The organism is Streptomyces sp. WI03-4A, assembly GCF_033792105.1.
Taxonomy (GTDB): domain Bacteria; phylum Actinomycetota; class Actinomycetes; order Streptomycetales; family Streptomycetaceae; genus Streptomyces; species Streptomyces collinus_A.
Map to the genome: position 1 here is coordinate 25,364 of NZ_JARAUO010000020.1, position 23,790 is coordinate 49,153.

Annotated in this window: 21 protein-coding genes, 1 tRNA gene and 1 riboswitch; of the genes, 10 read left to right on the forward strand and 12 right to left on the reverse strand. The window is 71.9% G+C overall.

Going from position 1 to position 23,790, the window contains the following annotated elements; genetic code table 11:
- Positions 1–422 precede the first annotated feature (422 nt).
- On the forward strand, positions 423–3,422 hold the full coding sequence (locus tag PV343_RS20835; RefSeq protein WP_319148469.1) for a transglycosylase domain-containing protein: 3,000 nt from the start codon (positions 423–425) through the stop codon (positions 3,420–3,422).
- A gap of 84 nt (positions 3,423–3,506) precedes the next feature.
- Here the strand turns inward: PV343_RS20835 and PV343_RS20840 are convergent, their stop codons facing one another.
- The 3 genes from PV343_RS20840 to PV343_RS20850 all read right to left on the reverse strand — a co-directional run bounded on the left by PV343_RS20840 (position 3,507) and on the right by PV343_RS20850 (position 4,724).
- Positions 3,507–3,827, reverse strand: coding sequence for a DMT family transporter (locus PV343_RS20840; RefSeq protein ID WP_020940316.1), 321 nt, complete (start codon positions 3,825–3,827; stop codon positions 3,507–3,509).
- Between the two features lie 40 nt (positions 3,828–3,867).
- A riboswitch (guanidine-III (ykkC-III) riboswitch) is annotated at positions 3,868–3,939 on the reverse strand.
- A gap of 59 nt (positions 3,940–3,998) precedes the next feature.
- Positions 3,999–4,301, reverse strand: a complete 303-nt coding sequence (locus PV343_RS20845) for a GroES family chaperonin (RefSeq protein WP_020940315.1) — start codon at positions 4,299–4,301, stop codon at positions 3,999–4,001.
- A gap of 93 nt (positions 4,302–4,394) precedes the next feature.
- Positions 4,395–4,724 (reverse strand): DUF3618 domain-containing protein, encoded by a 330-nt coding sequence (locus tag PV343_RS20850; RefSeq protein WP_319148470.1) that lies wholly within the window; start codon positions 4,722–4,724, stop codon positions 4,395–4,397.
- Positions 4,725–4,816: 92 nt separating this feature from the next.
- Between PV343_RS20850 and bcp the strand changes: the two genes are divergently transcribed.
- The 4 genes from bcp to PV343_RS20870 all read left to right on the forward strand — a co-directional run bounded on the left by bcp (position 4,817) and on the right by PV343_RS20870 (position 6,743).
- Positions 4,817–5,284 carry a thioredoxin-dependent thiol peroxidase gene (gene bcp, locus PV343_RS20855; RefSeq protein WP_133923769.1) on the forward strand — a complete coding sequence of 156 codons (468 nt, stop codon included), beginning with the start codon at positions 4,817–4,819 and terminating at the stop codon, positions 5,282–5,284.
- Positions 5,285–5,418: 134 nt separating this feature from the next.
- Positions 5,419–6,069, forward strand: a complete 651-nt coding sequence (locus PV343_RS20860; protein WP_319148471.1) for an HNH endonuclease signature motif containing protein — start codon at positions 5,419–5,421, stop codon at positions 6,067–6,069.
- Positions 6,066–6,647 carry an HNH endonuclease gene (locus PV343_RS20865; protein ID WP_319148472.1) on the forward strand — a complete coding sequence of 194 codons (582 nt, stop codon included), beginning with the start codon at positions 6,066–6,068 and terminating at the stop codon, positions 6,645–6,647. Before PV343_RS20860 ends, PV343_RS20865 begins: the two co-directional genes overlap by 4 nt.
- A gap of 11 nt (positions 6,648–6,658) precedes the next feature.
- Positions 6,659–6,743, forward strand: a tRNA-Leu gene (locus tag PV343_RS20870).
- 53 nt (positions 6,744–6,796) lie between these two features.
- Here the strand turns inward: PV343_RS20870 and rdgB are convergent.
- Genes rdgB through PV343_RS20885 form a run of 3 tightly spaced genes read right to left on the reverse strand, consistent with a single transcriptional unit; the run spans position 6,797 to position 10,372 of the window.
- On the reverse strand, positions 6,797–7,399 hold the full coding sequence (gene rdgB / locus PV343_RS20875; RefSeq protein ID WP_319148473.1) for an RdgB/HAM1 family non-canonical purine NTP pyrophosphatase: 603 nt from the start codon (positions 7,397–7,399) through the stop codon (positions 6,797–6,799).
- A 45-nt stretch (positions 7,400–7,444) separates the two neighbouring features.
- Positions 7,445–9,007: an MFS transporter gene (locus PV343_RS20880; RefSeq protein WP_319148474.1), complete on the reverse strand. Its 1,563-nt coding sequence runs from the start codon at positions 9,005–9,007 to the stop codon at positions 7,445–7,447.
- Between the two features lie 51 nt (positions 9,008–9,058).
- Positions 9,059–10,372 carry a DUF445 domain-containing protein gene (locus tag PV343_RS20885; RefSeq protein ID WP_319148475.1) on the reverse strand — a complete coding sequence of 438 codons (1,314 nt, stop codon included), beginning with the start codon at positions 10,370–10,372 and terminating at the stop codon, positions 9,059–9,061.
- Positions 10,373–10,569: 197 nt separating this feature from the next.
- On the opposite strand from PV343_RS20885, the gene PV343_RS20890 reads away from it, so the two are divergent.
- Positions 10,570–11,904, forward strand: coding sequence for an SGNH/GDSL hydrolase family protein (locus tag PV343_RS20890; RefSeq protein WP_319148476.1), 1,335 nt, complete (start codon positions 10,570–10,572; stop codon positions 11,902–11,904).
- Positions 11,905–11,975: 71 nt separating this feature from the next.
- On the opposite strand, the gene PV343_RS20895 is transcribed toward PV343_RS20890, so the two are convergent.
- Entirely contained in the window at positions 11,976–12,425 is a 450-nt protein-coding gene (locus PV343_RS20895) for a hypothetical protein (protein WP_319148477.1), read from the reverse strand.
- 196 nt (positions 12,426–12,621) lie between these two features.
- Between PV343_RS20895 and PV343_RS20900 the strand changes: the two genes are divergently transcribed.
- Entirely contained in the window at positions 12,622–13,587 is a 966-nt protein-coding gene (locus PV343_RS20900) for a GlxA family transcriptional regulator (protein WP_319148478.1), read from the forward strand.
- Positions 13,588–13,697: 110 nt separating this feature from the next.
- Here PV343_RS20900 and PV343_RS20905 read toward each other — a convergent pair whose 3' ends face one another.
- Entirely contained in the window at positions 13,698–14,003 is a 306-nt protein-coding gene (locus PV343_RS20905) for a hypothetical protein (RefSeq protein WP_319148479.1), read from the reverse strand.
- A 193-nt stretch (positions 14,004–14,196) separates the two neighbouring features.
- Here PV343_RS20905 and PV343_RS20910 point away from each other — a divergent pair, with 193 nt between their 5' ends.
- Positions 14,197–14,697: a DUF2267 domain-containing protein gene (locus PV343_RS20910; RefSeq protein ID WP_319148480.1), complete on the forward strand. Its 501-nt coding sequence runs from the start codon at positions 14,197–14,199 to the stop codon at positions 14,695–14,697.
- 351 nt (positions 14,698–15,048) lie between these two features.
- Complete coding sequence (locus tag PV343_RS20915; protein ID WP_388237501.1) at positions 15,049–16,344, forward strand: serine/threonine-protein kinase; 1,296 nt, start codon at positions 15,049–15,051, stop codon at positions 16,342–16,344.
- Positions 16,345–16,365: 21 nt separating this feature from the next.
- On the opposite strand, the gene PV343_RS20920 is transcribed toward PV343_RS20915, so the two are convergent.
- The 3 genes from PV343_RS20920 to PV343_RS20930 form a co-directional block, all read right to left on the reverse strand.
- Complete coding sequence (locus PV343_RS20920) at positions 16,366–19,491, reverse strand: DUF3427 domain-containing protein (protein WP_319148565.1); 3,126 nt, start codon at positions 19,489–19,491, stop codon at positions 16,366–16,368.
- 152 nt (positions 19,492–19,643) lie between these two features.
- Positions 19,644–20,087, reverse strand: a complete 444-nt coding sequence (locus tag PV343_RS20925) for a DUF3592 domain-containing protein (protein ID WP_319148482.1) — start codon at positions 20,085–20,087, stop codon at positions 19,644–19,646.
- A gap of 112 nt (positions 20,088–20,199) precedes the next feature.
- Complete coding sequence (locus PV343_RS20930) at positions 20,200–21,231, reverse strand: SEC-C domain-containing protein (protein ID WP_319148483.1); 1,032 nt, start codon at positions 21,229–21,231, stop codon at positions 20,200–20,202.
- A gap of 246 nt (positions 21,232–21,477) precedes the next feature.
- Here PV343_RS20930 and PV343_RS20935 point away from each other — a divergent pair, with 246 nt between their 5' ends.
- Entirely contained in the window at positions 21,478–22,290 is an 813-nt protein-coding gene (locus tag PV343_RS20935) for a class E sortase (protein WP_388237559.1), read from the forward strand.
- A gap of 29 nt (positions 22,291–22,319) precedes the next feature.
- Here PV343_RS20935 and PV343_RS20940 read toward each other — a convergent pair whose 3' ends face one another.
- Entirely contained in the window at positions 22,320–23,735 is a 1,416-nt protein-coding gene (locus PV343_RS20940; protein WP_319148485.1) for an MFS transporter, read from the reverse strand.
- Between the last annotated feature and the right edge of the window lie 55 nt (positions 23,736–23,790).

The window sequence follows — 23,790 nt, forward strand, 5'->3', positions numbered from 1 at the left end:
ACGCGCGGGCCGGCGGGTCGGAGCGACAGTCCGCGGAGGGTGCCGGGGCCGGTGGGTCCCAGCCCTCCGCGCAGGCGGGGAGGTCCGCCGGGGCTCAGCCGTCCGGCGAGACCGCGAGGTCCGGTGATTCCCGGCGGTCCGGCGAGGCTGCGCGGTCCGCGGGGACCCCGTCTTCCGGCGAGGACGCGCGGCAAGGTGGTTCCCAGCCGTCCGGCGGGGACGCACGGACCGGTGGGTCTCAGACGCCTGGGAGCCCGCAGGGGCCGGGGGAGAAGGCAGGCCCCGGCGAGGGCCGGCGCCCCGGCGAGGCTCAGCGTTCCGGGGAAGTCCAGCGCTCCGGCGGGACGCGCGACGCCGGTCAGAGTGGTCGGTCCGGTGACGCTCAGCGGTCCGCTGACGGTCGGCGGGCCGGTGCGTCCGGTGTGGCCGCCGGGCCAGCGGCAGGGCGGGCGCAGGCGGCCGGCCAGGGCGACGCGTCCGGTGACGCTGAGGCTGCCGCCGACGCGCAGACGCCCGGCAAGCCGCAGCGGCCCGGTCAGGGGCGGTCCGCTCAGGCCCCCGGCAAGGGCGGCCCGTCCGCGGACAAGTCCGACTCGGCCGAGAGCACGCAGGTGCTGCGGCGGATCGACAAGTCCCCGGCGGGGCGGTCCGGCAAGGCCGGTGCCGCCGCCCGGGGGGCGGGCGACGGACAGGCTCCCGAGACCACCCAGATCCTCCGTCGGGTCAAGGCTCCCCAGCAGGGTGATCAGGCCGGGCCGAAGCAGCCGGCCAAGCCGTCGACCCCGTCGGCCTCGCCCTCCGCGTCACCCTCGTTCCCTTCGAAGCCCACGTCCCGGACGTCCCAGGCGTTCGGCGCGTCAGGCGTGGCCGGTGCCGCCCGTCCGGCCGGAGCAGGAGCCGGCGCGGCAGCGGGTGCCGCCGCCGGTGCCGCCGCCGCAGCCGGTGCCGCCGGGCAGGCCGGCGCTGCCGCCCGGGCGGCCCAGGCCCCCGCGGCGAACCCCTCCGCCCCCGGGCCCCGAGCCCCCCGTACCGGCACCGCCGCAGACGACACCACCCCCGCCACCGCGAACCCCGCGGGCAGCGGCGGCGGCAAGGGCAAGAAGCCGAAGCGGCCCAAGCGGACCGGATGGCGGCGCCTCTTCCCCACCTGGCGCATGGTGCTCGGCACCTTCGTCATGGGCGTGCTGCTGATCATCGGCCTGTTCTTCATCGGCTACTCGATGGTGCAGATCCCGTCCGCCAACGCCCTCGCCACCAAGCAGAGCAACGTCTACCTGTACGCCGACGGCTCCCAGCTCGCCCGCGACGGCCGGATCAACCGCGAGAACGTCACCCTCGCCCAGATCTCCAAGCCCGCCCAGCACGCGATCCTGGCCGCCGAGGACCGCGACTTCTACACCGAGTCCGCCATCGACCCCAAGGCCATGCTCCGCGCCGGCTGGAACACCGCCACCGGCAAGGGCAAGCAGTCCGGCTCGACCATCACCCAGCAGTACGTGAAGAACTACTACCTGGCCCAGGAACAGACGGTCACCCGCAAGGCCAAGGAGTTCTTCATCTCGATCAAGCTGGACCGCAACAAGTCCAAGGACGAGATCCTCGAGGGCTACCTCAACACCAGCTACTTCGGCCGCAACGCCTACGGCATCCAGTCCGCCGCCCAGGCCTACTACGGCAAGGACGCGGCCGACCTCGACCCGGCCCGCGCCGCCTACCTCGCCGCGCTCGTCAACGCGCCCAGCGAGTACGACGTCGTCGCCCACCCCGAGAACAAGCCCGCCGCCATCGCCCGCTGGAACTACGTCCTGGACGGCATGGTCACCAAGGGCTGGCTCAGCAAGTCCGAGCGCGCCGGCATGAAGTTCCCCATGCCGAAGGAGCAGACCGTCTCCACCGGCCTCTCCGGCCAGCGCGGCTACCTCGTCGAGGCCGTCAAGGACTACCTCACCGAGAACGAGATCCTCACCAAGGAACAGCTGGAGGGCGGCGGCTACCGCATCACCACCACCTTCCAGAAGTCCAAGCAGAACGCCTTCGTCAAGGCCGTCAACGACCAGCTCATCTCCAAGCTGGACAAGAAGAACAACAAGGTCGACAACTACGTCCGGGCCGGCGGCGCCTCCGTCGACCCCAAGACGGGCAAGGTCGTCGCCCTGTACGGCGGCATCGACTACGTGAAGCAGTACACCAACGGCGCCACCCGAGGTGACTTCCAGGTCGGCTCCACCTTCAAGCCCTTCGTGTTCACCGCGGCGGTGCAGAACAGCTCGACCACCCAGGACGGCCAGCCCATCACCCCGAACACCACGTACGACGGCACCAACCGGCGCCCCGTACAGGGCTGGAGCGGCGGCCCCTACGCCCCCGCGAACGAGGACCAGAAGTCGTACGGCGACATCACCGTCCGCAAGGCCACCGACCTCTCGGTCAACTCGGTCTACGCCCAGATGGCCGTCGACGTCGGCCCCGCCAAGGTCAAGCAGACCGCCGTCGACCTCGGCATCCCGTCCGGCACCCAGGACCTCCAGCCCTACCCGTCCATCGCCCTCGGCACCGCCACCGCCAGCGTCCTGGACATGGCGGAGTCGTACGCCACGCTCGCCAACCACGGCAGGCACGGCACGTACACCATGGTCGAGAAGATCACCAAGGACAGCACCGAGGACGTCAAGCTGCCCGACCGGGAGACCGAGCAGGCCGTCACCCGCGAGGCCGCCGACACCACCACCTCCGTCCTCCAGAGCGTCGTCGACAACGGCACCGCCGTAGCCGCCCAGCAGGCCGGCCGTCCCGCGGCCGGCAAGACCGGCACCGCCGAGGAGGACACCGCGGCCTGGTTCGCGGGCTACACCCCCGACCTGGCCACCGTCGTCTCGGTCATGGGCCAGGACCCGGTCACGGCCAAGCACAAGTCGCTGTACTACGCCCTCGGCCAGCCCCGTATGAACGGTGGTGGCCCGCCCACCGCCATCTGGGCGCAGTACACGCGCGACGCCCTCAAGGGCAAGCCGGCCACCGAGTTCGACCTCGAGCTCCAGCAGGGCGCCGACGTGATCCTGCCCCCGAGCTCGAGCCCCTCCGACCAGCCCGGCACCACCGGCCAGGACAACGGGGGCACCACCGACAACGGCGGCCAGGACAACGGCGGCACCACCAGCACACCCTCCGGCACCCCGACCGACGGCGGCACCACCGGTGACACCACCGGCGGCGGCACCACGACCGACGGCGGCGGCACCACCACCACCGACGGCGGCGGGACCACCACCGGCGGCGACACACAAGGCGGCACCAACGGCGGCGGCACCACCACCGACGGCGGCGGCACCCAAGGCGGCACCAACGGCGGCGGCACCACCACCGACGGCGGCGCCGACGGAGGCGCCCCGGGCGGCACCGGCACCACGGGACCCCAACCGTAGAACCGCGACCGCGGAGGACCGTGAAGGACCGCGGAGAAGGACGACGCCCGTCAGCGACCACCGGCCGCTGACGGGCGTCCGTCCTCAGTGACCGCCGGTCACCTTCAGCCCGACCACGGCGACCAGCAGCAGACACACGAAGAAGATCCGGGCCGCGGTGACCGGCTCACCGAGCACCACCATGCCGAGCACCGCCGCCCCGGCCGCCCCGATCCCCACCCACACGCCGTAGGCGGTACCGATCGGCAGCGACCTGGCGGCGTACGACAGCAGCACCATGCTGGCGACGATCCCCGCACCGGTGAACAGACTGGGCACGAGCCGGCTGAAACCGTCCGTGTACTTCATCCCGATCGACCAGCCGACCTCCAGCAGACCGGCCACGACCAGCAGAACCCACGCCACGACAGCGCACCTCCAAGACGACGGGAAAACCACTTCTCGCGGTGCGTCGTCTTTGCCTGCATCCCGGTACGGCGCGTCTCGTCGGGCTCCTTCGAACGTAGCAAAGGAACGCCGAGGAACGCCGAAGGGGCCGGTGACCACCGTCACCGGCCCCTTCGGCCCTTGTTCGGATCAGAGATACAGGCCCGTGGAGTCCTCGGCCCCCTCGAACCGGTCCGCGGCCACCGCGTGCAGATCCCGCTCCCGCATCAGCACGTACGCCACACCCCGCACCTCGACCTCGGCCCGGTCCTCCGGGTCGAACAGGACCCGGTCGCCCGGCTCCACGGTCCGCACGTTCTGGCCGACCGCGACGACCGCGGCCCAGGCCAGCCGGCGCCCGACCGCCGCGGTCGCGGGGATCAGGATGCCGCCGCCCGACCGCCGCTCGCCCTCGCCGGTCTCCTGCCGCACGAGGACCCGGTCGTGCAGCATGCGGATGGGCAGCTTGTCGTGCTGGGGGTTGCTGTTTCTGTTGGCGCTCACGCCTCGAACCTACCTGCCTGTGACTCGCCCGTACGAACCCGGTCAGCCCTTGCGGCGCCGCGTGCCGAGGGCGAGCAGCCCCACGACCCCGACCACCACCAGGGCGACGGGCACGACCCGCTCGAGCCGCGGCGCCCCCTCCTCGTCCACGAGCTGCGCGCGCACCTCACTCACGACGCGGTTGACCTGGACGTATGCCCGTCCGACCGTGTGGTCGATATTGGCGACCACCTTGGCCCTGGCATCGCCGACGATCGTCTTCGGATGCACCCGCACCCCGATCTCGTCGAGCGTCTCGGCCAGCACTTCGCGGCGGCGCTTGATGTCCGCCTCGATCTGCGCCGGGGTTCTGGTGTCCGACGTGTCCGCCACCGTACGGCCTCCGAAGTCCTTGATGCTGTTCTGGACAGTCTGTCAGTTCCCGGCTTTCCCGCACCGTAAGGCCCCCCGGTTACGCTGGCCCGATGAGCGAGCGACTCCAGCCCGGCGACCCGGCCCCCGATTTCACCCTCCTCGACGCCGACGGCAACGAGGTGTCCCTTGCCGCCCACAAGGGCCGCAAGGTCATCGTCTACTTCTACCCCGCCGCCCTCACTCCCGGCTGCACCAAGCAGGCCTGCGACTTCACGGACAACCTGGAGGTGCTGGCCGGCGCGGGCTACGACGTCCTCGGCATCAGCCCCGACAAGCCCGAGAAGCTCGCGAAGTTCCGCGAGAAGGAGTCCCTGAAGGTCACGCTGCTGGCCGACCCGGACAAGAAGGTCCTGGAGGCGTACGGCGCCTTCGGCGAGAAGAAGCTCTACGGCAAGACCGTCGTCGGCGTCATCCGCTCCACGGTGGTCGTGGACGAGGAGGGCAAGGTCGAGCGCGCCCTGTACAACGTCAAGGCCACCGGCCACGTGGCGAAGATCATCAAGGACCTCGGCATCTGAGGTCCGCCCCCCGGACGGCCCGCCCCGGCACCCGCCGCGGCGGGCCGTTCCCGCGTCCACGGCCGTGACCGCCCGCCCCACGATTCGTTACTCCGTACGAGCCGCGAACGCGCGGCCGGAACGGAGGGGGACCGATGGGAGCCGGCACGTACACCAGGGAACGGCTGGAGGAAGCGGCACGCGGTGCGCGGACGCTCTCGGAGGCCCTGGAAAGACTGGGAGCGGACCCCCGGAGCCCGACGCGGCGGTACGTCCGGGAGCGGATGAGGAAGCTCGGGGTGGACGTGTCGCACTTCGAGCGGGAGGGGGTGAAGTGGACGAGAGAGGTGCTCGAAGCGGCGGTGGCGGCTTCCAGCAACATGGGTGAGGTCCTGCGCCGTCTCGGGCTGGAGGTCGTCGGCGGCCACCACACGCACATCAGCCGCAGGATCGCGGCGTACGGGATCGACACCTCGCACTTCCGGATGCCGAGCCGGCGCGGAAGGCCCTGGCGGCCCCGTAGCCCGGAGGCCCTTCTCGTCGAGCAGCCCGCCGGTCGGGCCCGGCGCGTCCAGAGCGACCGGCTGAGGTGGGCGATGACGTCCACCGGCGTCCTGGAGCGTTGCGCCTCCTGCGGGATCGAGCCGGCGTGGCGGGGCCGGCCGCTCCCGCTGGAGGTCGATCACGTCAACGGGAACTGGCGCGACAACCGCATCCAGAACCTGCGTTTCCTCTGCCCCAACTGCCACTCGGTCACCGACAGCTACCGGGGCCGGGGCAAAGCGACCGGGGGTGGGGTCGCATGAGCGGCGAGCAGCGGCACGTGCGTGAGCGGTCGGCCGGTGCCTCCGGGCGCGCCGCCCGCGGGCCCGTCCGCCCCGGGGACGAGGAGCTGCGCCTGGCCGTCGCCGAGTCGGTCTCCGTCGCCGGGACGCTGCGTCTCCTCGGCCGCCCGGACACCGGCACCCAGCGGGCGCTGCTGCGCCGGTGGGTCGCCGAGCGGGGACTGTCCACCGCGCACTTCCTCGGGCAGGCCCACCAGCGGGGCAGGACGCACACGGAGCGGACCAGGCGGCCCGAGGAGATCCTGGTCCGGCACGAAGGCCCCCGCCGGACACGTGCCCATCTGCTCCGCCGTGCGCTGCGTGAGGTGGGCGTGCCGGAGACGTGCGCCGAGTGCGGGCTCGGGCCCGAATGGCTGGGCAGGCCGATGACGCTGGAGATCGACCACGTCAACGGCGACTGGCGCGACGACCGCCAGGACAACCTCCGGCTGCTCTGCCCCAACTGCCATGCGGTGACGCGCACCTGGTGCCGAGGCGGCGGCAGGCGAAAGACGCCGCCCCGTACACTGGGCGAGGCAAAACGGCCTGTTAGTGAATAGTCCGTTTTGGGGCGGCCGTGGCGAAATAGGCGATACGCGCGGGTTTTAGGTGCCCGTGGGAGAAATCCCGTGTGGGTTCGAGTCCCACCGGCCGCACAGATGAGGGGTCGCCCGCCAGGGCGGCCCCTCGCGCGGTCCTGGCTCCGGTCTCAGCCCAGCAGCTCCCGCACCACCGGCGCCAGCGCCCGGAACGCCTTGCCGCGGTGGCTGATCGCGTTCTTCTCCTCCGGGCTCAGCTCCGCACACGTGCGGGTCTCGCCGTCCGGCTGGAGCACGGGGTCGTAGCCGAAGCCGTTCGTGCCGGCCGGCGCGTGCCGCAGGACGCCCCGCAGCCGGCCCTCGACCACCCGCTCGGTACCGTCCGGCAGCGCCAGCGCCGCGGCACACGCGAAGTGCGCGGCCCGGTGCTCCTCCGCGATGTCGGAGAGCTGGGCGAGCAGCAGGTCCAGGTTGGCCTTGTCGTCGCCGTGCCGGCCCGCCCAGCGGGCGGAGAAGATGCCGGGGGCGCCGCCCAGGACGTCGACGCAGAGGCCGGAGTCGTCGGCGACGGCGGGCAGACCGGTGGCCCGGGCCAGCGCGTGCGCCTTGAGGAGGGCGTTCTCGGCGAAGGTGACGCCGGTCTCCTTGACGTCGGGGATGTCGGGGTAGGCGTCGGCGCCGACCAGCTCGTGGGGGAGCCCTGCTTCGGCGAGGATGGCCCTCAGCTCGGTGATCTTTCCGGCGTTACGGGTGGCGAGGATCAGGCGGGTCATGGGGGCCAGTATCCCTGGTGGGCCCGGCCCCCATGGCCCGGCGGCTCACGGCCTGCCGACCGCCGGCGGGGCCGTGGGGCCCTGGTGGCCGCCGCGGGTGGAGCCGGTGGCTCGGGTGTTGCGGGTCGCCGTCTTCGCCTTGTTCGCGGCGGCGGACAGCGGACGGGCGATGTCCTCCAGGGAGCGGCCTTCGGCCCGTACCGCGAGTGCGGCCGCCACCAGTCCGGCCAGGCACATCAGGGCGGCGCCGATCTGGAAGGCGAGGACGGTGTCGCCGACCTTGCCGGTGTTGGTGAGGTCGGCGAAGAGCAGCGGGCCGCTGATGCCGCCGGCGGCGGTGCCGAGGGCGTAGAAGAAGGCGATGGACATGGCCCGGGTCTCCATCGGGAAGATCTCGGAGACCGTCAGGTAGGCGCTGGAGGCGCCCGCGGAGGCGAAGAAGAGGACCGCGCACCAGCAGGCGGTGAGGGTGCCCGCGCTGAGCGAGCCGCGGTCGAAGAGCCAGGCGGTGCCGAACAGCAGGAGCCCGGACAGCAGGTAGGTCGAGGAGATCATGACGCGGCGCCCGACGGTGTCGAAGAGCTTGCCGAGCAGCAGCGGGCCGCAGAAGTTGCCGATGGCGATGACGGCGAAGTAGTAGCCGGTGTGGTCGGCGGGCACGTCGAAGAACTTGGTGAGGATTGCGCCGAAGCCGAAGGTGATCGCGTTGTAGAGGAACGCCTGACCGATGAAGAGCGAGAAGCCGAGGGTGGCCCGCTTGGGGTAGTCGGCGAAGATGGTGCGGGCGATCTCCAGGAACTTGATGTCCTTGCGCTGGTGGATCTCCAGCTCGCCCTCGGGTGTGGCGAGCGGTTCGCCCTTCTCGGCCTCGACGCGCTGTTCGATGCCGGTGACGATCTCCTCGGCCTCCCGGTCCCTGCCGTGGATCAGCAGCCAGCGGGGGCTTTCGGGGACGTGGCGGCGTACGAGGAGGATGACCAGGGCGAGGACGGCGCCGAGGGCGAAGGTGAGGCGCCAGCCGAGGTTCGCGGGCAGCAGGTTCGTGTCGAGGGCGACGATGGAGAGCAGGGAGCCGCCGACGGCGCCGAGCCAGAAGCTGCCGTTGATGATCAGGTCGACGCGGCCGCGGTATTTGGCCGGGATCAGTTCGTCGATGGCGGAGTTGATCGCCGCGTACTCGCCTCCGATGCCGAACCCGGTCAGGAACCGGAAGAGGAAGAACCACCAGGGGGCGAAGGAGACGGCGGTCAGCGCGGTGGCCGCGAGGTACACGGCCAGGGTGATCATGAACAGGTTCTTGCGGCCGAAGCGGTCGGTCAGCCGGCCCCAGAAGAGGGCGCCGACGCAGGCGCCGGCCACGTACAGGGCGGCGGCCGTGCCGGTGATCTGGCCGGAGGAGATGGCGAGGCCGCTGCCGGGTTCGGAGAGGCGGCCGGCGATGTTGCCGACGACCGTGACCTCCAGGCCGTCGAGGATCCACACCGTTCCCAGCCCGATCACGATGGTCCAGTGCCAGCGGGACCAGGGGAGGCGGTCGAGTCGGGCGGGGATGTTGGTGGTGATGGTCCGGCCGTTCCCGGGTGACGGCGCTTCGGCTGCTGTGCTCATGGGCTCCCTCCTCGTCGAGGACGAGGAGTCGGGTGCCCTGGTCCGGTGCGATTAGGCCCCGAGGCCGCGGGAGAGGGCGTAGATGGCCAGGCCGGCGAGGGAGCCGACCACGGTGCCGTTGATGCGGATGAACTGGAGGTCGCGGCCGATGTGGGCCTCGATCTTGCGGGTGGTGTGCTCGGCGTCCCAGCCGGCGACGGTGTCGGTGATCAGGGAGGTGATCTCCTTGCGGTAGGTGGTGACGACGTGCACGGCGGCGCCCTCGACCCAGGTGTCGACCTTGTCCTGGACCTTCGGCTCGCTCGCCATGCGGGAGCCGAGGGACAGCAGGGCGGCCCGTACGCGCAGCCGGAGTTCGCTGCGTTCGTCCTCGGCGGCCGCGACGATCATGGAGCGGACGGCGGTCCAGGCGGAGGCGATGAGGTCCTGGACCTCGCCGCGGCCCAGTACCTCGCCCTTGAGGCGTTCGACCCGGGCGCGGGTGTCGGTGTCGGACTGGAGGTCGGAGGCGAAGTCGGTGAGGAAGCGGTCGAGGGCGCCGCGGGCGGGGTGGGAGGGCATGTCGCGCATCTCGGTGCAGAAGCGCAGCAGTTCCTTGTAGACGCGTTCGCCGACCTTCTTGTCGACGAACCGCGGGGTCCAGCCGGGCGCGCCGCCCTCGACGGCGACCATGACGTCGGTGCGGTGCAGTACGAGCCAGTCGTGGGCGCGGCCGACGACGAGGTCGACGACGCGTTTGTGGCCGCCGTCGGCGACGACCCGTTCCAGCATCTTGCCGATGCCGGGGGCGATCTCCTGGGCGTTGGCGCGCCGGGTGACGGCCTCTCCGACGACGGCCTGGACGTCGGAGTCGCGCAGGACGGTGAGGGCGCCCCTGAGGGCGGTGGCCAGTTCGGCGGTGACGCGGTCGGCGTGGTCGGGTTCGGCGAGCCAGGCGCCGAGCCGGCTGCCGATGCCGACGGCGCGCAGCCGCTGGCGTACGACGTCGTGGGAGAGGAAGTTCTCGCCGACGAACTCGCCGAGGGAGATGCCGAGCTGGTCCTTCTTGGTGGGGATGATCGCGGTGTGCGGGATGGGCAGGCCGAGTGGGTGCCGGAAGAGGGCGGTGACCGCGAACCAGTCGGCGAGCGCGCCGACCATGCCGGCCTCGGCGGCCGCCGCCACGTAGTCCGTCCAGGCGCCGGCGCCCTGGTGCGAGGCCCATGTGGCCAGCACGTAGACGACGGCCACGAACAGCAGCATGCCGGTCGCCGTCAGTTTCATGCGCCGTACCCCGCGCCGTCGTTCCTCGTCGGCGGGGGTGAAGGCGGTCATGGTCCGGTACGACGTGGTCCGGTCCGGTGTTTCCGTCTCCGTGTGTTCCATCAGCTCCACCCGTTCGGTGATCCCGCACACAATTGTCCCTTCCTGACCGACTCCCGGAACGGAACAGGAGTTCCCGGCGTCTGTCTCCTCGGGGGGTTTGCGGCAGGTCCCTGTCAGCTCTCCCTGGTTCATGACGCATCATGGACTCATCGGATCGGAGCCTGGGGCTCCCATCTATCGAGGAGAACAACACAAGCGTGACCAAGCGTCATGGTTATGCCGTCCTGAGCGCGCTCGTCGCGCTGGTCGTGGTTCTGTCCGCCGTCATCTACATCACGGTGGCCGCCGACGACGGCACCCCCCGCGGTTCCTTCGCCGGCGATCGTCCGCATCGCGACTCCTCCGTCGCTCCCGCCTCGACCGGTACCTGGGTCGGTTCCTGGTCGACGGCGCCCGCGGGCGGCGAGCCGGGCACCGAGACCGCCGGGCTGGCCGGCCGGTCGGTGCGCAACGTCGTGCATGCGAGCACCGCAGGGACGAGTGCCCGCATCACGCTGTCCAACCTCTACGGCCAGTCGCCGCTGACGATCTCGCACGCCTCGGTGGCCCTGTCGGCGGGTGACGGCAGCGCCGCCGCGGCCGCGGAAACGATGCGCCGCCTGACCTTCAACGGCTCCGGCGCTGTCGTGATCCCGGCCGGCGGCCAGGTGCTCAGCGACGTGGTCCGGCTGACCGTCCCGCACGACACGGACGTGCTGGTCACCACGTACTCGCCGACGCCGTCCGGCCCGGTGACCTACCACCCGCACGCGCAGCAGGTGTCGTACGTCGCCCAGGGCGACCGCACCGAGGACGCGACCGGTACCCCGTACACCGAACGGACGCCGTACTGGCGGTATGTGACGGCCCTTGACGTCCTCAGCAACGAGGCCAGGGGCACGGTCGTCGTCTTCGGCGACTCCATCACCGACGGCATAACGTCCACCGTGGGCGCCAACCGCCGCTGGACCGACGTGCTGGCCGGACGGCTGCGCACGGCCGTCGCGAGCGGTGACGACCTGCCGCGTTACGGCGTCGTCAACGAGGGCATCAGCGGCAACCAGGTGCTCGCGGACGGTCTCGGCCGCCCGGCCGAGAACCAGAGCGGTCTGGGGCGCTTCGGCCGGGACGCGCTGTCCCGGACCAACGCCAAGGTCGTCGTGATCGACCTCGGCATCAACGACATCCTGCGCAACCCCCGGCTCGCGGACCCCGACAAGATCGTCGAGGGGCTGCGCACCCTGGTCCGCCAGGCCCACGCCCGCGGCCTGAAGGTCGTCGGCGCCACCCTCATGCCCTTCGAGGGCCACCGCGGCTGGACCCCGGCCCGCGAGGCGGTCCGGCAGCAGGTCAACGCGCGGATCAGGGCCGGCGGGGTGTACGACTCCGTCGTGGACTTCGACAGGTCGCTGAGGGACCCGTACGACCCGCGCCGGCTGCGCCCGGACTACGACTCCGGCGACCACCTGCACCCCAGCGACCTGGGCTTCGCCCGGATGGGCGACGTCTTCGACCTGACCACGCTGAAGGGCGCGGGCCAGACGGAGCTGTAGGCGGGTGGCCGTCCGGCGGGAGCGTCGGGCGGTCGGCGGTCGGCGGTCGGGTGCGGCCGTCCGGTGGGCGGTCAGGCGCCGGTGGTCGAACCGGGCCGCACGATCATCAGGATCGTCACGGCCGCCCACAGCAGGTTGAACACTCCGGTGAACATGGCCAGCCGCACGGTCCTCTCGCGCGTGCCGCCGCCCTCCACGAGCACGGTCTGGGCCGGCAGCACCAAGGCGGCGAGCACGAGGGCGGCCAGGGCCGTGAGCGCGATGGACACGATCAGCCACGCACTGCCGAGCACACCCATCTCGCTCGCGGTGGCGAACCCGAACACCGGGACGACGAGGCCGACGACGGCGTACACGCGGCAGATCCGGTGCAGCAGGCCGAGGGTCTCCGCGGCCCGGACGTCGTCCGGGGCGGCCATGGCCCGGCGGGCGGCGGGCGGGAACATGCTGGCGGCGACGGTCACGGGCCCGACGGCGACGATCGCGGCGAGGACGTGGACGGCGAGGAGGAGCTTGGTCACGTGGGGACGCTACGCGGGCGGCTGATCACCACAGAAGTGGCGGGATTGCCAGGACCCGACGGATTTCCGCCAGCGCTTCCCGCCGCGTCTCCGACGTGGGGCGACTGATGCCTGGACCTGCCGGAACCTGTTGAAGCCGCAGTCCGGCAGGCCTGCCGCGCTTGGCGCGTTCCCGTCGTAGAGCTAGGTTCCTGCCATGCACTGCGTGGCCGTCCTGGCGCTGGACCAGGTGATCCCGTTCGACCTGTCCGTCCCGATCGACACCTTCGGCTGGGCCCGGCTGCCGGACGGCCGCCCCGGCTACCGGGTCAGGGTGTGCTCCCCGCCCGGGGAGGTGAGCGCCGCGGCGGGCGCCTTCGCGGTGCGGGCGCCGTACGGGCTCGAGGCGCTGGCGGAGGCGGACACCATCGTCCTGCCCGGGGTGGCGGACCCGGCCCGCCCGCTGCCGCCGGGCGTCGTGGACGCGGTGCGCGCGGCGGCGGCGAACGGCACGCGCGTCGCGTCGATCTGCGTCGGCGCGTTCGTCCTCGCGGCCACCGGCCTGCTGGACGGCCTGCGGGCGACGACCCACTGGAAGGCGGCCGGGACGCTGGCGGAGAGGTACCCGGAGATCGTCGTCGACCCGAACGTCCTCTACGTCGACAACGGCCAGTTCCTCACCTCGGCGGGCGCCGCCGCGGCCCTGGACATGTGCCTGCACATGATCCGCAAGGACCACGGTTCGGCGGTCGCCGCGCACGCGGCCAGGATGTCCGTGATGCCGCTCGAACGGGAGGGCGGACAGGCCCAGTTCATCGTCCACGACCTGCCCCCGGCCCCCGCCGGCGCGACCCTGGAGCCGCTGCTGGCCTGGCTGGAGGCCCACTGCGACCGCGACATCACCCTGGACGAGATCGCGGCACAGGCCCGGATGAGCAACCGCACCCTCAACCGCCGTTTCCGCGAACAGACGGGCACGACACCGCTCCAGTGGCTGCACCGGGCCCGGGTGCGGCGGGCGCAGTACCTGCTGGAGACGACGCCGTACCCGGTGGAGCGGATCGCCGTACAGGCGGGCTTCGGCTCCCCGACGGCCTTCCGGGAACGCTTCCGCCGGGTGGTCGGGACCAGCCCGCAGGCGTACCGGCGGTCGTTCCAGGCGCCGACGCCTGACCCGGCGTGACACGGGGGACGCGCGGGGAACCGATCGGATCCGGTCGGCGCGGGTCGGGGGTGGGCCGTGGCGACTAGGGCCGGGGTGGGCCGTGTCGGATCGGTCGGATCGGGTCCGGGCTAGGGGTGGCGCCGGTCGGCGACGGCCCAGGACGCGAGGGCCACGGCACCGGCGACACCGAAGACCGCGGGCCAGGCGCCGACCTTCTTCGCCAGCGGGTGGGAGCCGGCGAACGCGGCGACGTAGGCGGCGGTGAGCGCGCCGGCGGCCTTCCCGCCCGCCTGCTGCCGCCACTGCTGCGCGGCGGCGGCACCGGCGACGGCCAGCACGGCCCCACCGAGCTGCCGCTTCCTGGTCCAGCGGGCGACGCCGTAACCACCGACGAGCCCGGTAGCGGCGACGACCGCGCTGGGAACCCTGGCCATGAGCGCCTCCTGCTCCTGATGTCCTCTTCGTTCTGCTTCGAGGCTAACCGGCGGGTGAGCGGGGTCCCTGAACCTGAGTCCGGCCTTGTCAAGTTTCCGGGCGGCCAGATTGGCCGAACCCCGTCCCATGGCGGCGATGATCGGGGGTACTGGGCGTCCGGAGTTACGAAGCGTCCCGGAGGAGGAGCCGGCCATGACCGTGGCAGCCCCGCAGCACAGATCCACCATCCCCGCCCCGACCCCGCGTCCCGGCACCCGCGACTCGGCCGGGGAGGCCGGCTGGCTGGAACTGACGCAGGCGGTGCGGGAGGCGGGTCAGTACGCGACGGCCGCGGAGGCCGAGGCGGTGACCCGTATCGTCCTGTCCTCCCTGGGCACGCACGTGACCGGAGACGAACGCGTGGCCCTGGCCCAGTCCCTCCCCCCGGAGGCGGGCAGGGTGATCGCGTCCCAGATCCCGGTCGTCCACCCTCTGCCCGCCCGGGAGTTCGTGGAGTCGGTGGCGTCCCGCATCGAGGGCTCGACCCCCGCGACGGCCCGCTGGGACGTCAGCTCGGTCCTCGGCGTCCTGGCGGACCAGCTGGACGAGCCCCTGACGACTCGCGTACTGGCCCAACTCCCGCACGGTTACGCCCTCCTGTTCGGCCGAGCGGACCTGGCGCCGCCGATGCCGTCGACGGTGCCGACGCCATAGCGTCACCCTGGCTGAACTGGCTGAACTGGCTGAACTGGCTGAACTGGCTGAACTGGCTGAACTGGCCGCACTGGCCGGACCGGCTGAACCGGCCGGGCCGGCTGAACCGGCCGGGCCGGCTGAACTTCTCCCGGACCCCGCCCCGGCCGGATAGCTGACAGACCCTCGGGTACCCGCTTTCCCAGCACGGCCCATGGCCGAGTCCGGTATGCGGTGACAGCAACGGAGAACCAGATGAAGGCCCGCCGATCAGCAGCCCCGCCGGCCCCCGCGCCGGTCCGAGCGGACTTCCGGTCCGCTGACGTCCTGTCCGGTCGCTACCGGTTGGGCGCCAGAATCGGATCGGGCGGCATGGCCGACGTCTACGAGGGCCTCGACACGCGCCTCAGGCGGCCCGTGGCGGTCAAGGTCTTCCGGCCGGGCCCCGGACCGCAGACCGAGGAGAACCTGTCCACGGAGGCCATGCTCCTCGCCCGCCTCCAGCACCCCGGACTGGTCACGGTCTACGACTCCGGCCACCACGACGACCGGGCCTACCTGGTCATGCAGCTGGTCGACGGGCCCAGCCTGCACAGCCTCCTGGCGAGCGGACCGCTGCCCCAGCCGCGCGTGGCCGCACTCGGCGCCTCCCTGGCCGGGGCTCTGGCCTACGTCCACAGGGCCGACATAGTCCACCGCGACGTCAAGCCCTCGAACGTCCTGCTGGACCGGGCCGGAGATCCCCACCTGGCGGACTTCGGCATCGCGCTCCTGGCGGACGCCACCCGCCACACCGCGCCCGACGTGCTGACGGGCACGGCCGCCTATCTGGCACCGGAGCAGGTGGAGGGCGGACGCGTCGGCCCGGCCGCCGACGTCTACGCGCTCGGCCTGGTCCTGCTGGAGTGCCTGAAGGGAACACCGGAGTACCGGGGCACCCCGCTGGAGGCAGCGGTCGCCCGCCTCCTGCGCACCCCCGAGGTCCCCGACTGGATCCCCTCGGACCTCGCGGCCCTGCTGCGGTCGATGACGGCCCAGGCCCCCGAGTCCCGCCCGGACGCCGCCGAGTGCGCGCAGGCCCTGGCCGCCCTGACCCCCGGGAGCCACCCGTACGAGCCGCTGCCGACAGGCCCCACGCTGGACCACGGCCCGCTCCAACCTGCGCCGCACGTCGGCACGAACGACCTGGAGCGAACGCACCGAGCGGCCGCCGTTCTGCCCCTCCGCACCCACGACCGAACAGAAGCACCGGGCCGCCACCGCCACCGCCGCCTGGCAGTGGGCACCGCCCTGGCCGCGCTCTCCGTAGCCCTGGGAACGACCCTCGCCGTCGCCCCGGGCACCAGCGGAACCAACGCCAACCACACGGACGCGGCCGCGACCACCCCCGACCACCCGCGCCCCACCCCGAAGACGAAGACCCCCGGCGGCACTCCCACCACCCCGGCCCCCAAGCCGGCCACCCCCCAGGCCGAGCCCATATCCAGGAACCTGACCTCCTCAGCCCGCCCGGCCCGGACGCCCAGCCCCCCGACCACCCCCAAGCCCAAGAACTCCCACGCCCGACACCACCCCCAGAACACGGCCACCCCACCGCACCCTCACCCGAACCCCCACGGCCATTCCGGCAAGGGGCATCACGACGAGGGGCAGAAGGGGGAGGACTGACCCCCCGAATGGTGGTGTGTATCAGCTCGCCGTGATCGCTGCATAGGTAAAGACGTCCGCTGGAAGCTGGTGCTTCAGACGCCAGGTGATCGCCATCGGCTTGCTGCCGGTGTGGCGCGCAAAGGCGGCTGGGCCAAGAAGCATCCACGGCTGGGACTTGCCTATGTCGGTGTTCTTGTAGCGGCGCATGAAGAGCAGGACGTGGCTGTCGCGATCGTTGTGCTGCCGATACCGCAATCCGGTGCGAGAGTCCGCCGCGGTCGAGTTCTGGGATTCCCAGTGGAACAGCGTCGGGCTCAGCGCGTAGTCCTTGTACCGGACGGTGGGGGAGAAGTCCTTCTCGTCCTTCTCCAGCGTGATGAGCAGGGCGTCCGTCTGGAGCTCCTCGACCCACTGCACGCCTTGCGCAAAGGATCGAGGCATCTGCCCGTTGAAGCGAGCTACACCAAGGGCAGCGAGGATCTCGGATCGGTTGTAAGCACAGTGCACCCTCAGCGGAACCTGGCTGAGGCGGCCGGACAGCGGAATCGGGACGTGGTCCGCCTGCTCCATGACATGGGACAGCACTTGGCGCAGCTCATCCCGGAACACTCGCTGAGAGCGCAGCGACTCAAGACCGTCCTGGAAGCCGGTGAACCCACCCGCGTCGTCCCAGAGGTTGAAGAACAACATGCGGGCGTACGACTGCTCCGCCGCAGGCAGTTCCTCGTACGGCGGGGCGTCGTCTTCGAGGAGCCGGAGGTAGGCCGTGGCGCGCTCGGGGTCGTCCACGTGGAGGAACGCGTGCGCTCGCTTGAGTAGAGCCGCCTCACCCGGTGCCGGGGCCTCATGGATCAGGCCGGCGCGCCGGAGGACGGCCGTCCAGGAGTTCCCGCTCTTGTAGAGCTCCTTGATCTCCCGGCGGCTCTCGCGGAGATAGTCGGCCAGACGCGGTGTGCTGTACGCCCTGACCTCGTTCGCCAACGTCCTGACGTTGGCGCTGAGCTGGGTGCGGATGTTGTTCAGGACGAGGTCTTTGGACTTGCCCTCCAGAAGGATCTGGCAGCCCGACGGCAGGAGCGGAAAGTCCCGCTCGATGTGTTCGACGAGTCGGTTCCGCGAGAGATTGGTGAGGGCGCGGAATTGCTCCTCGAAGCGGAACTCTGCCCGGTGCTGCCCGATGAAGTCGAGGACGGTGAGCACGGGCTTGGTCTCGGTGCGCCGCAGGCCGCGCCCCAGCTGCTGGAGGAAGACGGTGGCACTGTGGGTGGGACGGAGAAGGAGCAGCGTGTCCACGTCGGGGATGTCCAGCCCCTCGTTGAAGAGGTCGACAGAGAAAATCACTTGGAGTTTCCCGTCGCGCAGCTCGGTCAGCGCCCTGGCGCGCAACTCAGCGGGAGACTCGCTGTCGAGAGCTATGGCCTGGAAACCGGCCTGGCGGAAGAAGTCCGCCATGAAGTGGGCGTGCGCCTTGGTGACGCAGAAGCCCAGCGCCTTCATGGCGCCGGGGTTGGAGACCTTGTCCCGGATCTGCTTCACCACGATCCGGGCGCGGGCGTGGTTGCCCGTGTAGAGGTTGTCCAGCTCCTGGTCGGTGTAGGCACCTTTCTGCCAGCCGAGGTTGGTCAGGTCTGTGCCATCGGGAATGCCGAAGTAGTGGAAGGGGCAGAGCAGGTCGTTCTCCAGTGCCTCCCACAGTCGCATTTCGGCGGCGATCCGGCCGTCGAAGAACTCGTCCTGGACGTTCCGTCCATCCATCCGCTCGGGCGTGGCGGTGAGGCCCAGCAACTCACGGGGTGCGAAGTGGTCGATAACCCGCCGGTACGTGGTGGCGGTGGCGTGGTGGAACTCGTCGATGACGATGATGTCGAAGTGGTCGTGGGCCAGCTGCTCAAGCCGCGGAACATGGAGGGACTGGACGCTTGCGAACACGTGGTCCCAGGCACGGGGCTCGGTGCCGGCGTGCAGCAGTTCGCCGAACGAGGCGTCGTCCAGTACTTCCCGGTAGGTGCGGAGCGACTGTTTGAGGATCTCCTTGCGGTGGGCCACGAACAGTAGCCTCGGCCGTCTGTTCTCCGACGCCCTGCACAGGCTTCGGTAGTCCAGGGCCGCCATCACGGTCTTGCCGGTTCCGGTCGCCGCGACCAGCAGGTTCCGGTGCCGTCCGCGGATCTCCCGTTCGACGGTGAGCCGTTCCAGCATGTCCCGCTGGTGCGGGAAGGGGCGTACCTCCAGGCCGGACAGGTTGATCTTCAGGTCGCTGGCGGAGGTGCCGCCGCCTGCCTGGGCCAGTGCGCCGTCGAGGCGCTCACCGTGCAGGTCGGGGTCGTAGGTCTCGAAGGCCGAGTCGTTCCAGTACGCCTCGAAGGTCGCCTCGAACTTGTCCAGCACCGCGGGCGTTGCGATCGAGGACAGCCGGACGTTCCACTCCAGGCCATCGAGCAGTGCGGCCCTGGAAAGGTTCGAGCTGCCGACGTAGGCCGTGTCGAAGCCCGTTTCGCGCCGGAAGAGCCACGCTTTGGCGTGCAGGCGGGTCGATCGGATCTCGTAGTTCACCTTGACGGTGGCGCCGAAGTCGCGGACGAGGCGGTCGAGCGCGTGGCGGTCGGTGGCACCCATGTACGTGGTCGTGATGACCCGGATCTGTACGCCTCGCTCCTTGGCGGCGCGCAGGGCGTCCTCCAGGACCCGGATGCCGTACCACTTCACGAACGCGCAGAGCAGGTCGATGCGGTCCGCCGTGGCGAGCTCGGCTCGCAACTCCGAGCCGAGGCTGAGGTCTTCCGGGGAGTTCGTGAGGAGTGACGTCTCGGAAAGCGGGGTGAGCGGACGGATCGCGTACGCCCCCGGCGCTTCCTGCTTGGCGAGCGCGAGCAGCTGTCGGGGGCCTTCCGCGACTGCGCTTGTGGGTTCCGGATCGCCCTGCTCAAGGGTGCCGGCGTTCAGGGAGGCCAGGATGTGGTTGGCGTAGGTGACCTGCTGGTCGGCCGGGAGCTGGGTGAGCCTGCGCGCGACCACTTCACCGATGTGGCGGGCAAGCACGTGAGGTGCCGACTCGGTGCCTACCTCCGCATCGATGGCCTTCCACCCCATGGCTTCGAGCTGCCCGAGCTCCCTGCGCACATCCTCGGTGATCAGCCGCTCGTATACGCCAGCGACCGGTTGCATCTGTCCCCCCGCGTCCGTCACCAGGCCCCTCCACCACTCTCGACGTGCCTCCGTTGTAACAGGAGGCACTGACAGAGGGGCTGAGGAGGGCTGGCCTTCTGGGCGCGGCGGCCCCCGCCGGTGTTCTGTGAATCGGCTTGCGAGGGGTCCGGTCACAGCAGCGAGAAAACGCCCAGTCCGACACCGAACGTCATGAAAGACACGCACCAGATCAGATTCGCCGTGGGCGAGTAGGACTTCGCCGTGCGGACCACCACCGCGCGGCGTGGGTCGCTCGGGTCGTAGCGGAGGACGACCGGGGTGCCGCGGTAGAGGGCGTTGGGGGAGCCGGGGTTCAGGGGGACCTGGCGGTAGGTCCGGGTGGCGGGCGCGGTGGGGTGGCCGGGCGGTGGGGCCTGGTACCGGATTTGCGGTGGGTGGTACGACGTGCCGACACGGCGGGCCGAGTTGGCCACCTCGCCTCTCGTCCGGACGCCCGGCACGCCCAGCAGGTCCAGGGACCGGCGGGCGCGCAGGGCGGCACGGGTGCCGTGGGCGCCGACGAGCGTCCAGAACGCGGCGAGGAAGAGGGCCACGGTGGGCCAGGGTTGGGGCATGGCCGGGCCCTCTCCTCGTTCCGGTGGGTTCGGATCCCCCGTCGGCCGGATCCCCCGTCGGCCGGAGGCTCCGGGAGGCGGCCGGCCCGCGTGCCCGACCCACCCCCGCCTCTCAGACGCCCGCTACGGGCTCCCGCGTTCCGTGACAGGCGTCGTACGTCCGGGCCGAGCCGCACCAGCACGAGGCGCCCCGCTGCGGCGGCCACGCCACCGCGCGGCCCCGGGCTGCCAGAGTCGTGGCGTACTGGGGCAGGAGGGTGGGGTCGGACGGGCTCGAGCCCTCCGAGGCCGCGAACGCCTCGTAGGACGGGACCGTGCCGGTGACGATGCCCAGGTTCGCGGTGCCGGAGGCCGCCAGTTCGCGGAGGGAGGCCTCTATGGTCGCCAGGTGCGTCTCGTGGGAGGGGTATTCCGCGGTCAGGGCGTCGTAGGCCGAGAGCAGTTCCGTCAGTTCGGGGGCCGGCCAGTGCAGGACGGCCACCGGGAAGGGGCGGGACAGCGCCTCCCGGTAGGCGCCGAGCTCCGCGCGGAGGCGGGAGATCTCCGCCGCCAGTTCCGCCGGGTTGTCCGAGCCCAGCGACCACACACGCTTGGGGTCGTGGAGTTCGTCCAGCGGCACGGGGGAGGTGTGGAGGGTGTCCGCCAGCATGTCCCAGTCGTCGTGGGGCAGGCCCCGCATGCGGCGGACGCGGTGGCGGCCGTAGAGGAGGGGATGGGTGACGCGCGGGGGTTCCGTGCCCTCCGGCAGGAGCAGGCTCGCTCCCTCGGTGAAGGTCTCCTCCGCGGCCTCCAGCTCGTCGTGAGCCTCCAGGGACTCCGCCACGATCACCCACGGGGCCGCATCGCGCGGCGCCGACATGCGGACGCCGTCGATGATCGCCCGTGCCTCCGCCTCGTGGCCGTACTCCCACAGGTTCGAGGCCTTCAGGGCGCGGACGAGGTGCGGGTCCTCCAGCCCGTCCGAGGAGGACAGCAGGCGGTCGTAGAGCGTCGTCGCGGCGGGGCGGTCGCCGGAGAGCTCCAAATGGGCCGCGGCGCGTAGGAGCAGGGCCTCCGCGTCCTCGGGGTACAGGCCGGCGGTTCGCTCCAGGCGTGCCGCTTCGGCGGTGTGGTCGACGTTCTCGGCAGGCGTGTCGGGGCGCATGGGGGACACCGTACTGCCGACCGGTGACACAGGAGGAGGACGCCCCGGCCGTCGGCCCCCCCCGAGACCCCCGGCAGGTCCCCGACGGGTCCTGGCAGGGTCCCGTTCGGTTCCGCGTCGGCTTCCTGGCAGGGCCCCATCAGTTGTCCACCTGAAGGGTTCGCACGGCTCTGGTGAGTTGAGGTCGCTCGCCCTATCGTGCGGGCGGCTCCTCGGGAGGCCGGGCGGTGGGAGGTGGGCGTGCGGATGCGGGTCGTACGGCACCGGGACCGTCGCAGGCGGGCGAGGTGGCGGCGAGGGCTGCTCGGCTCGGGCGAGGTGCTGGTCACCGTCGGGGCCGTGCTCATGCTGCTCGTCGTGCACCAACTGTGGTGGACCAACCGGGAGGCGCGGCAGGGGGCCGCGCGGGAGGTGCGGACCCTGGAGCGGGAGTGGGGGAACGGCGGCGACGCCGGGCTGCCCTCGGGGGACGCCCCCTCACGTGGCGCGTCCCCGGGTTCGGCGTCCGCCGGTCCCGGGCCGTCCGCCGGCGCGGGGAACGGGGTGGGTGATGGTGGGCGACGGGGGGCGTCCGGGTCCGTCGTCGGCGCCGGGTGGCCACGCCGCTCCCAGGCGTACGCGGTTCTCCTCGTGCCCCGGCTGGGGCTCCGCGTCCCCGTCGCCGAGGGGGTGAGCAAGCAGGACGTCCTGAACAAGGGGTACGTCGGCCACTACCCGGGCACCCAACAGCCCGGCCAGGCGGGCAACTTCGCCCTCGCCGGGCACCGCAACACCCACGGCGAGCCCTTCCGGTACCTGCCGAGGCTCCGGCGGGGCGACACGGTGGAGGTGGAGACGAGGGCGGCGGTCTACACGTACACCGTCGACCGGATCCTGCCGCGGACGTCCGCCCGCGACTCGGGTGTCGTACGGCCCGTGCCGCGCTCCCTCGTCCGGCCCGGGTACGGGTACGACGAGCCGGGCTACTACATCACCCTGACCACCTGCACGCCCGAGTTCACCTCGCGGTACCGGATGGCGGTGTGGGGGAGGCTGAGGTCGGTGCGGCCCCGGGGGTGAGCGGTCGTGGTGAGCGGCCGGACCCGTCCTCAGGCCCGCTCCCGCAGCAGTCCCACCAGTGCCGCGCCGAGCACGGCCAGCACCGCCGAGACCGTCATCGCCACGTTCGCGCCGTGGCCCGGGCCGCCGCCCGACGACGTGACGAGGGCGATCGTGAGGGCCACGCCCGCGCAGGAGCCGATGTAGCGGAACGTCTGCTGGGCGCCGGAGCCCATCGCGGCCCGCTGGGCCGGTACCGACTCCACCGCCACCAGCGGCAGCGCCGCGTTCAGCAGGCCGCTGCCCACACCGCCGAGGACCAGGCCGGGCAGCATCCGTGTCCACGAGCCCGCGCCGATCGCGCCCAGCATCGTCAGCGCGCCCGCCGCGTGCAGCAGGAAGCCCACCGCCATCTGCCGGCGGGGCGCCACCCGGCCCGCCAGCCGCTTGGCCTGCAGGGCGACCAGGAAGGACAAGCCCGACCAGAGGAGGAACAGCCAGGCGGTGTCCATCGCGGACAGGTGCTCGGTCCGCTGGAGCAGGGCCGGGAGGTAGCTGAAGAGGCCGATCACCGTCAGGCCCGTGAACAGGCCGCCCGCGGAGGAGGCGAGGAAGCCGGGCCGGCGCAGGAGGGAGAGGTCGATCATGGGGGTGCGGGACCGGCGCTCCACGACCGTGAACAGGGCGAGCAGGACCACCGTGGCCGCGAACAGCAGGCCCACCGGTGCGCGCAGCCAGCCGTCGCGGCCGAGGGTGAGGGCGGCGACCAGGGAGACCAGGGCTGTGCCGAAGGTCAGTGCGCCGAGGACGTCCGGGCGGCCGCCGCGCGGGGCCCGGGACTCGGACAGGGCGCGGGTGCCGAGGGCCGCCGTCAGCAGCGCCGCCGCGCCGAGGGCGCCGTACGCCACCCGCCAGGACGTGAACGCCCCGCTGACCAGCGGGCCCGCCGCGATGCCCGCGCTGACGAAGGCGCCCCACACGCCGGTGGCGTGCAGCCGGCCGCGCGCGCTCGGGAAGGCCGTCACCAGCAGGCCCAGGCTGCTCGCGAGGATCGCGGCGCTCGCCGCGCCCTGGGCGATGCGGGCGAGGGTGAACGGGAAGGTCGAGGTCGTCAGGCCGCCGAGGGCCGTGGTGAGGCCGAGGGCGAGGGTGCCGGCGAGGAAGACGCGGCGGCGGCCGTAGTCGTCGGCCAGGCTGCCGGCCACCAGGAGCAGGGCGGCCAGGCCCAGCGGGGTGCCGTTCAGCAGCCAGGCCTGGGCGGACGCCGAGGTGTGCAGGGTGGCCGCGGTGTCCGGGAGCGTGACCACGGGAGCGGTGTACGTCATCAGGGTCACGGCGGTGGCCGCGCTGGTGACGGCGAGTGTGGCGCGGGGGTGCCGGGGCGCGGACCGGCTCGCGCTCTCGTGCGGGGCCGTCGGCTGCCGGGCGGGCGTCTCCACGTGAGTTCTTTCAATGAACTTAGGCATGGTCCGACCGTAGCATCCTCGGTTCGGTGATTGAACCCTTGGAGCAGGAATGGCT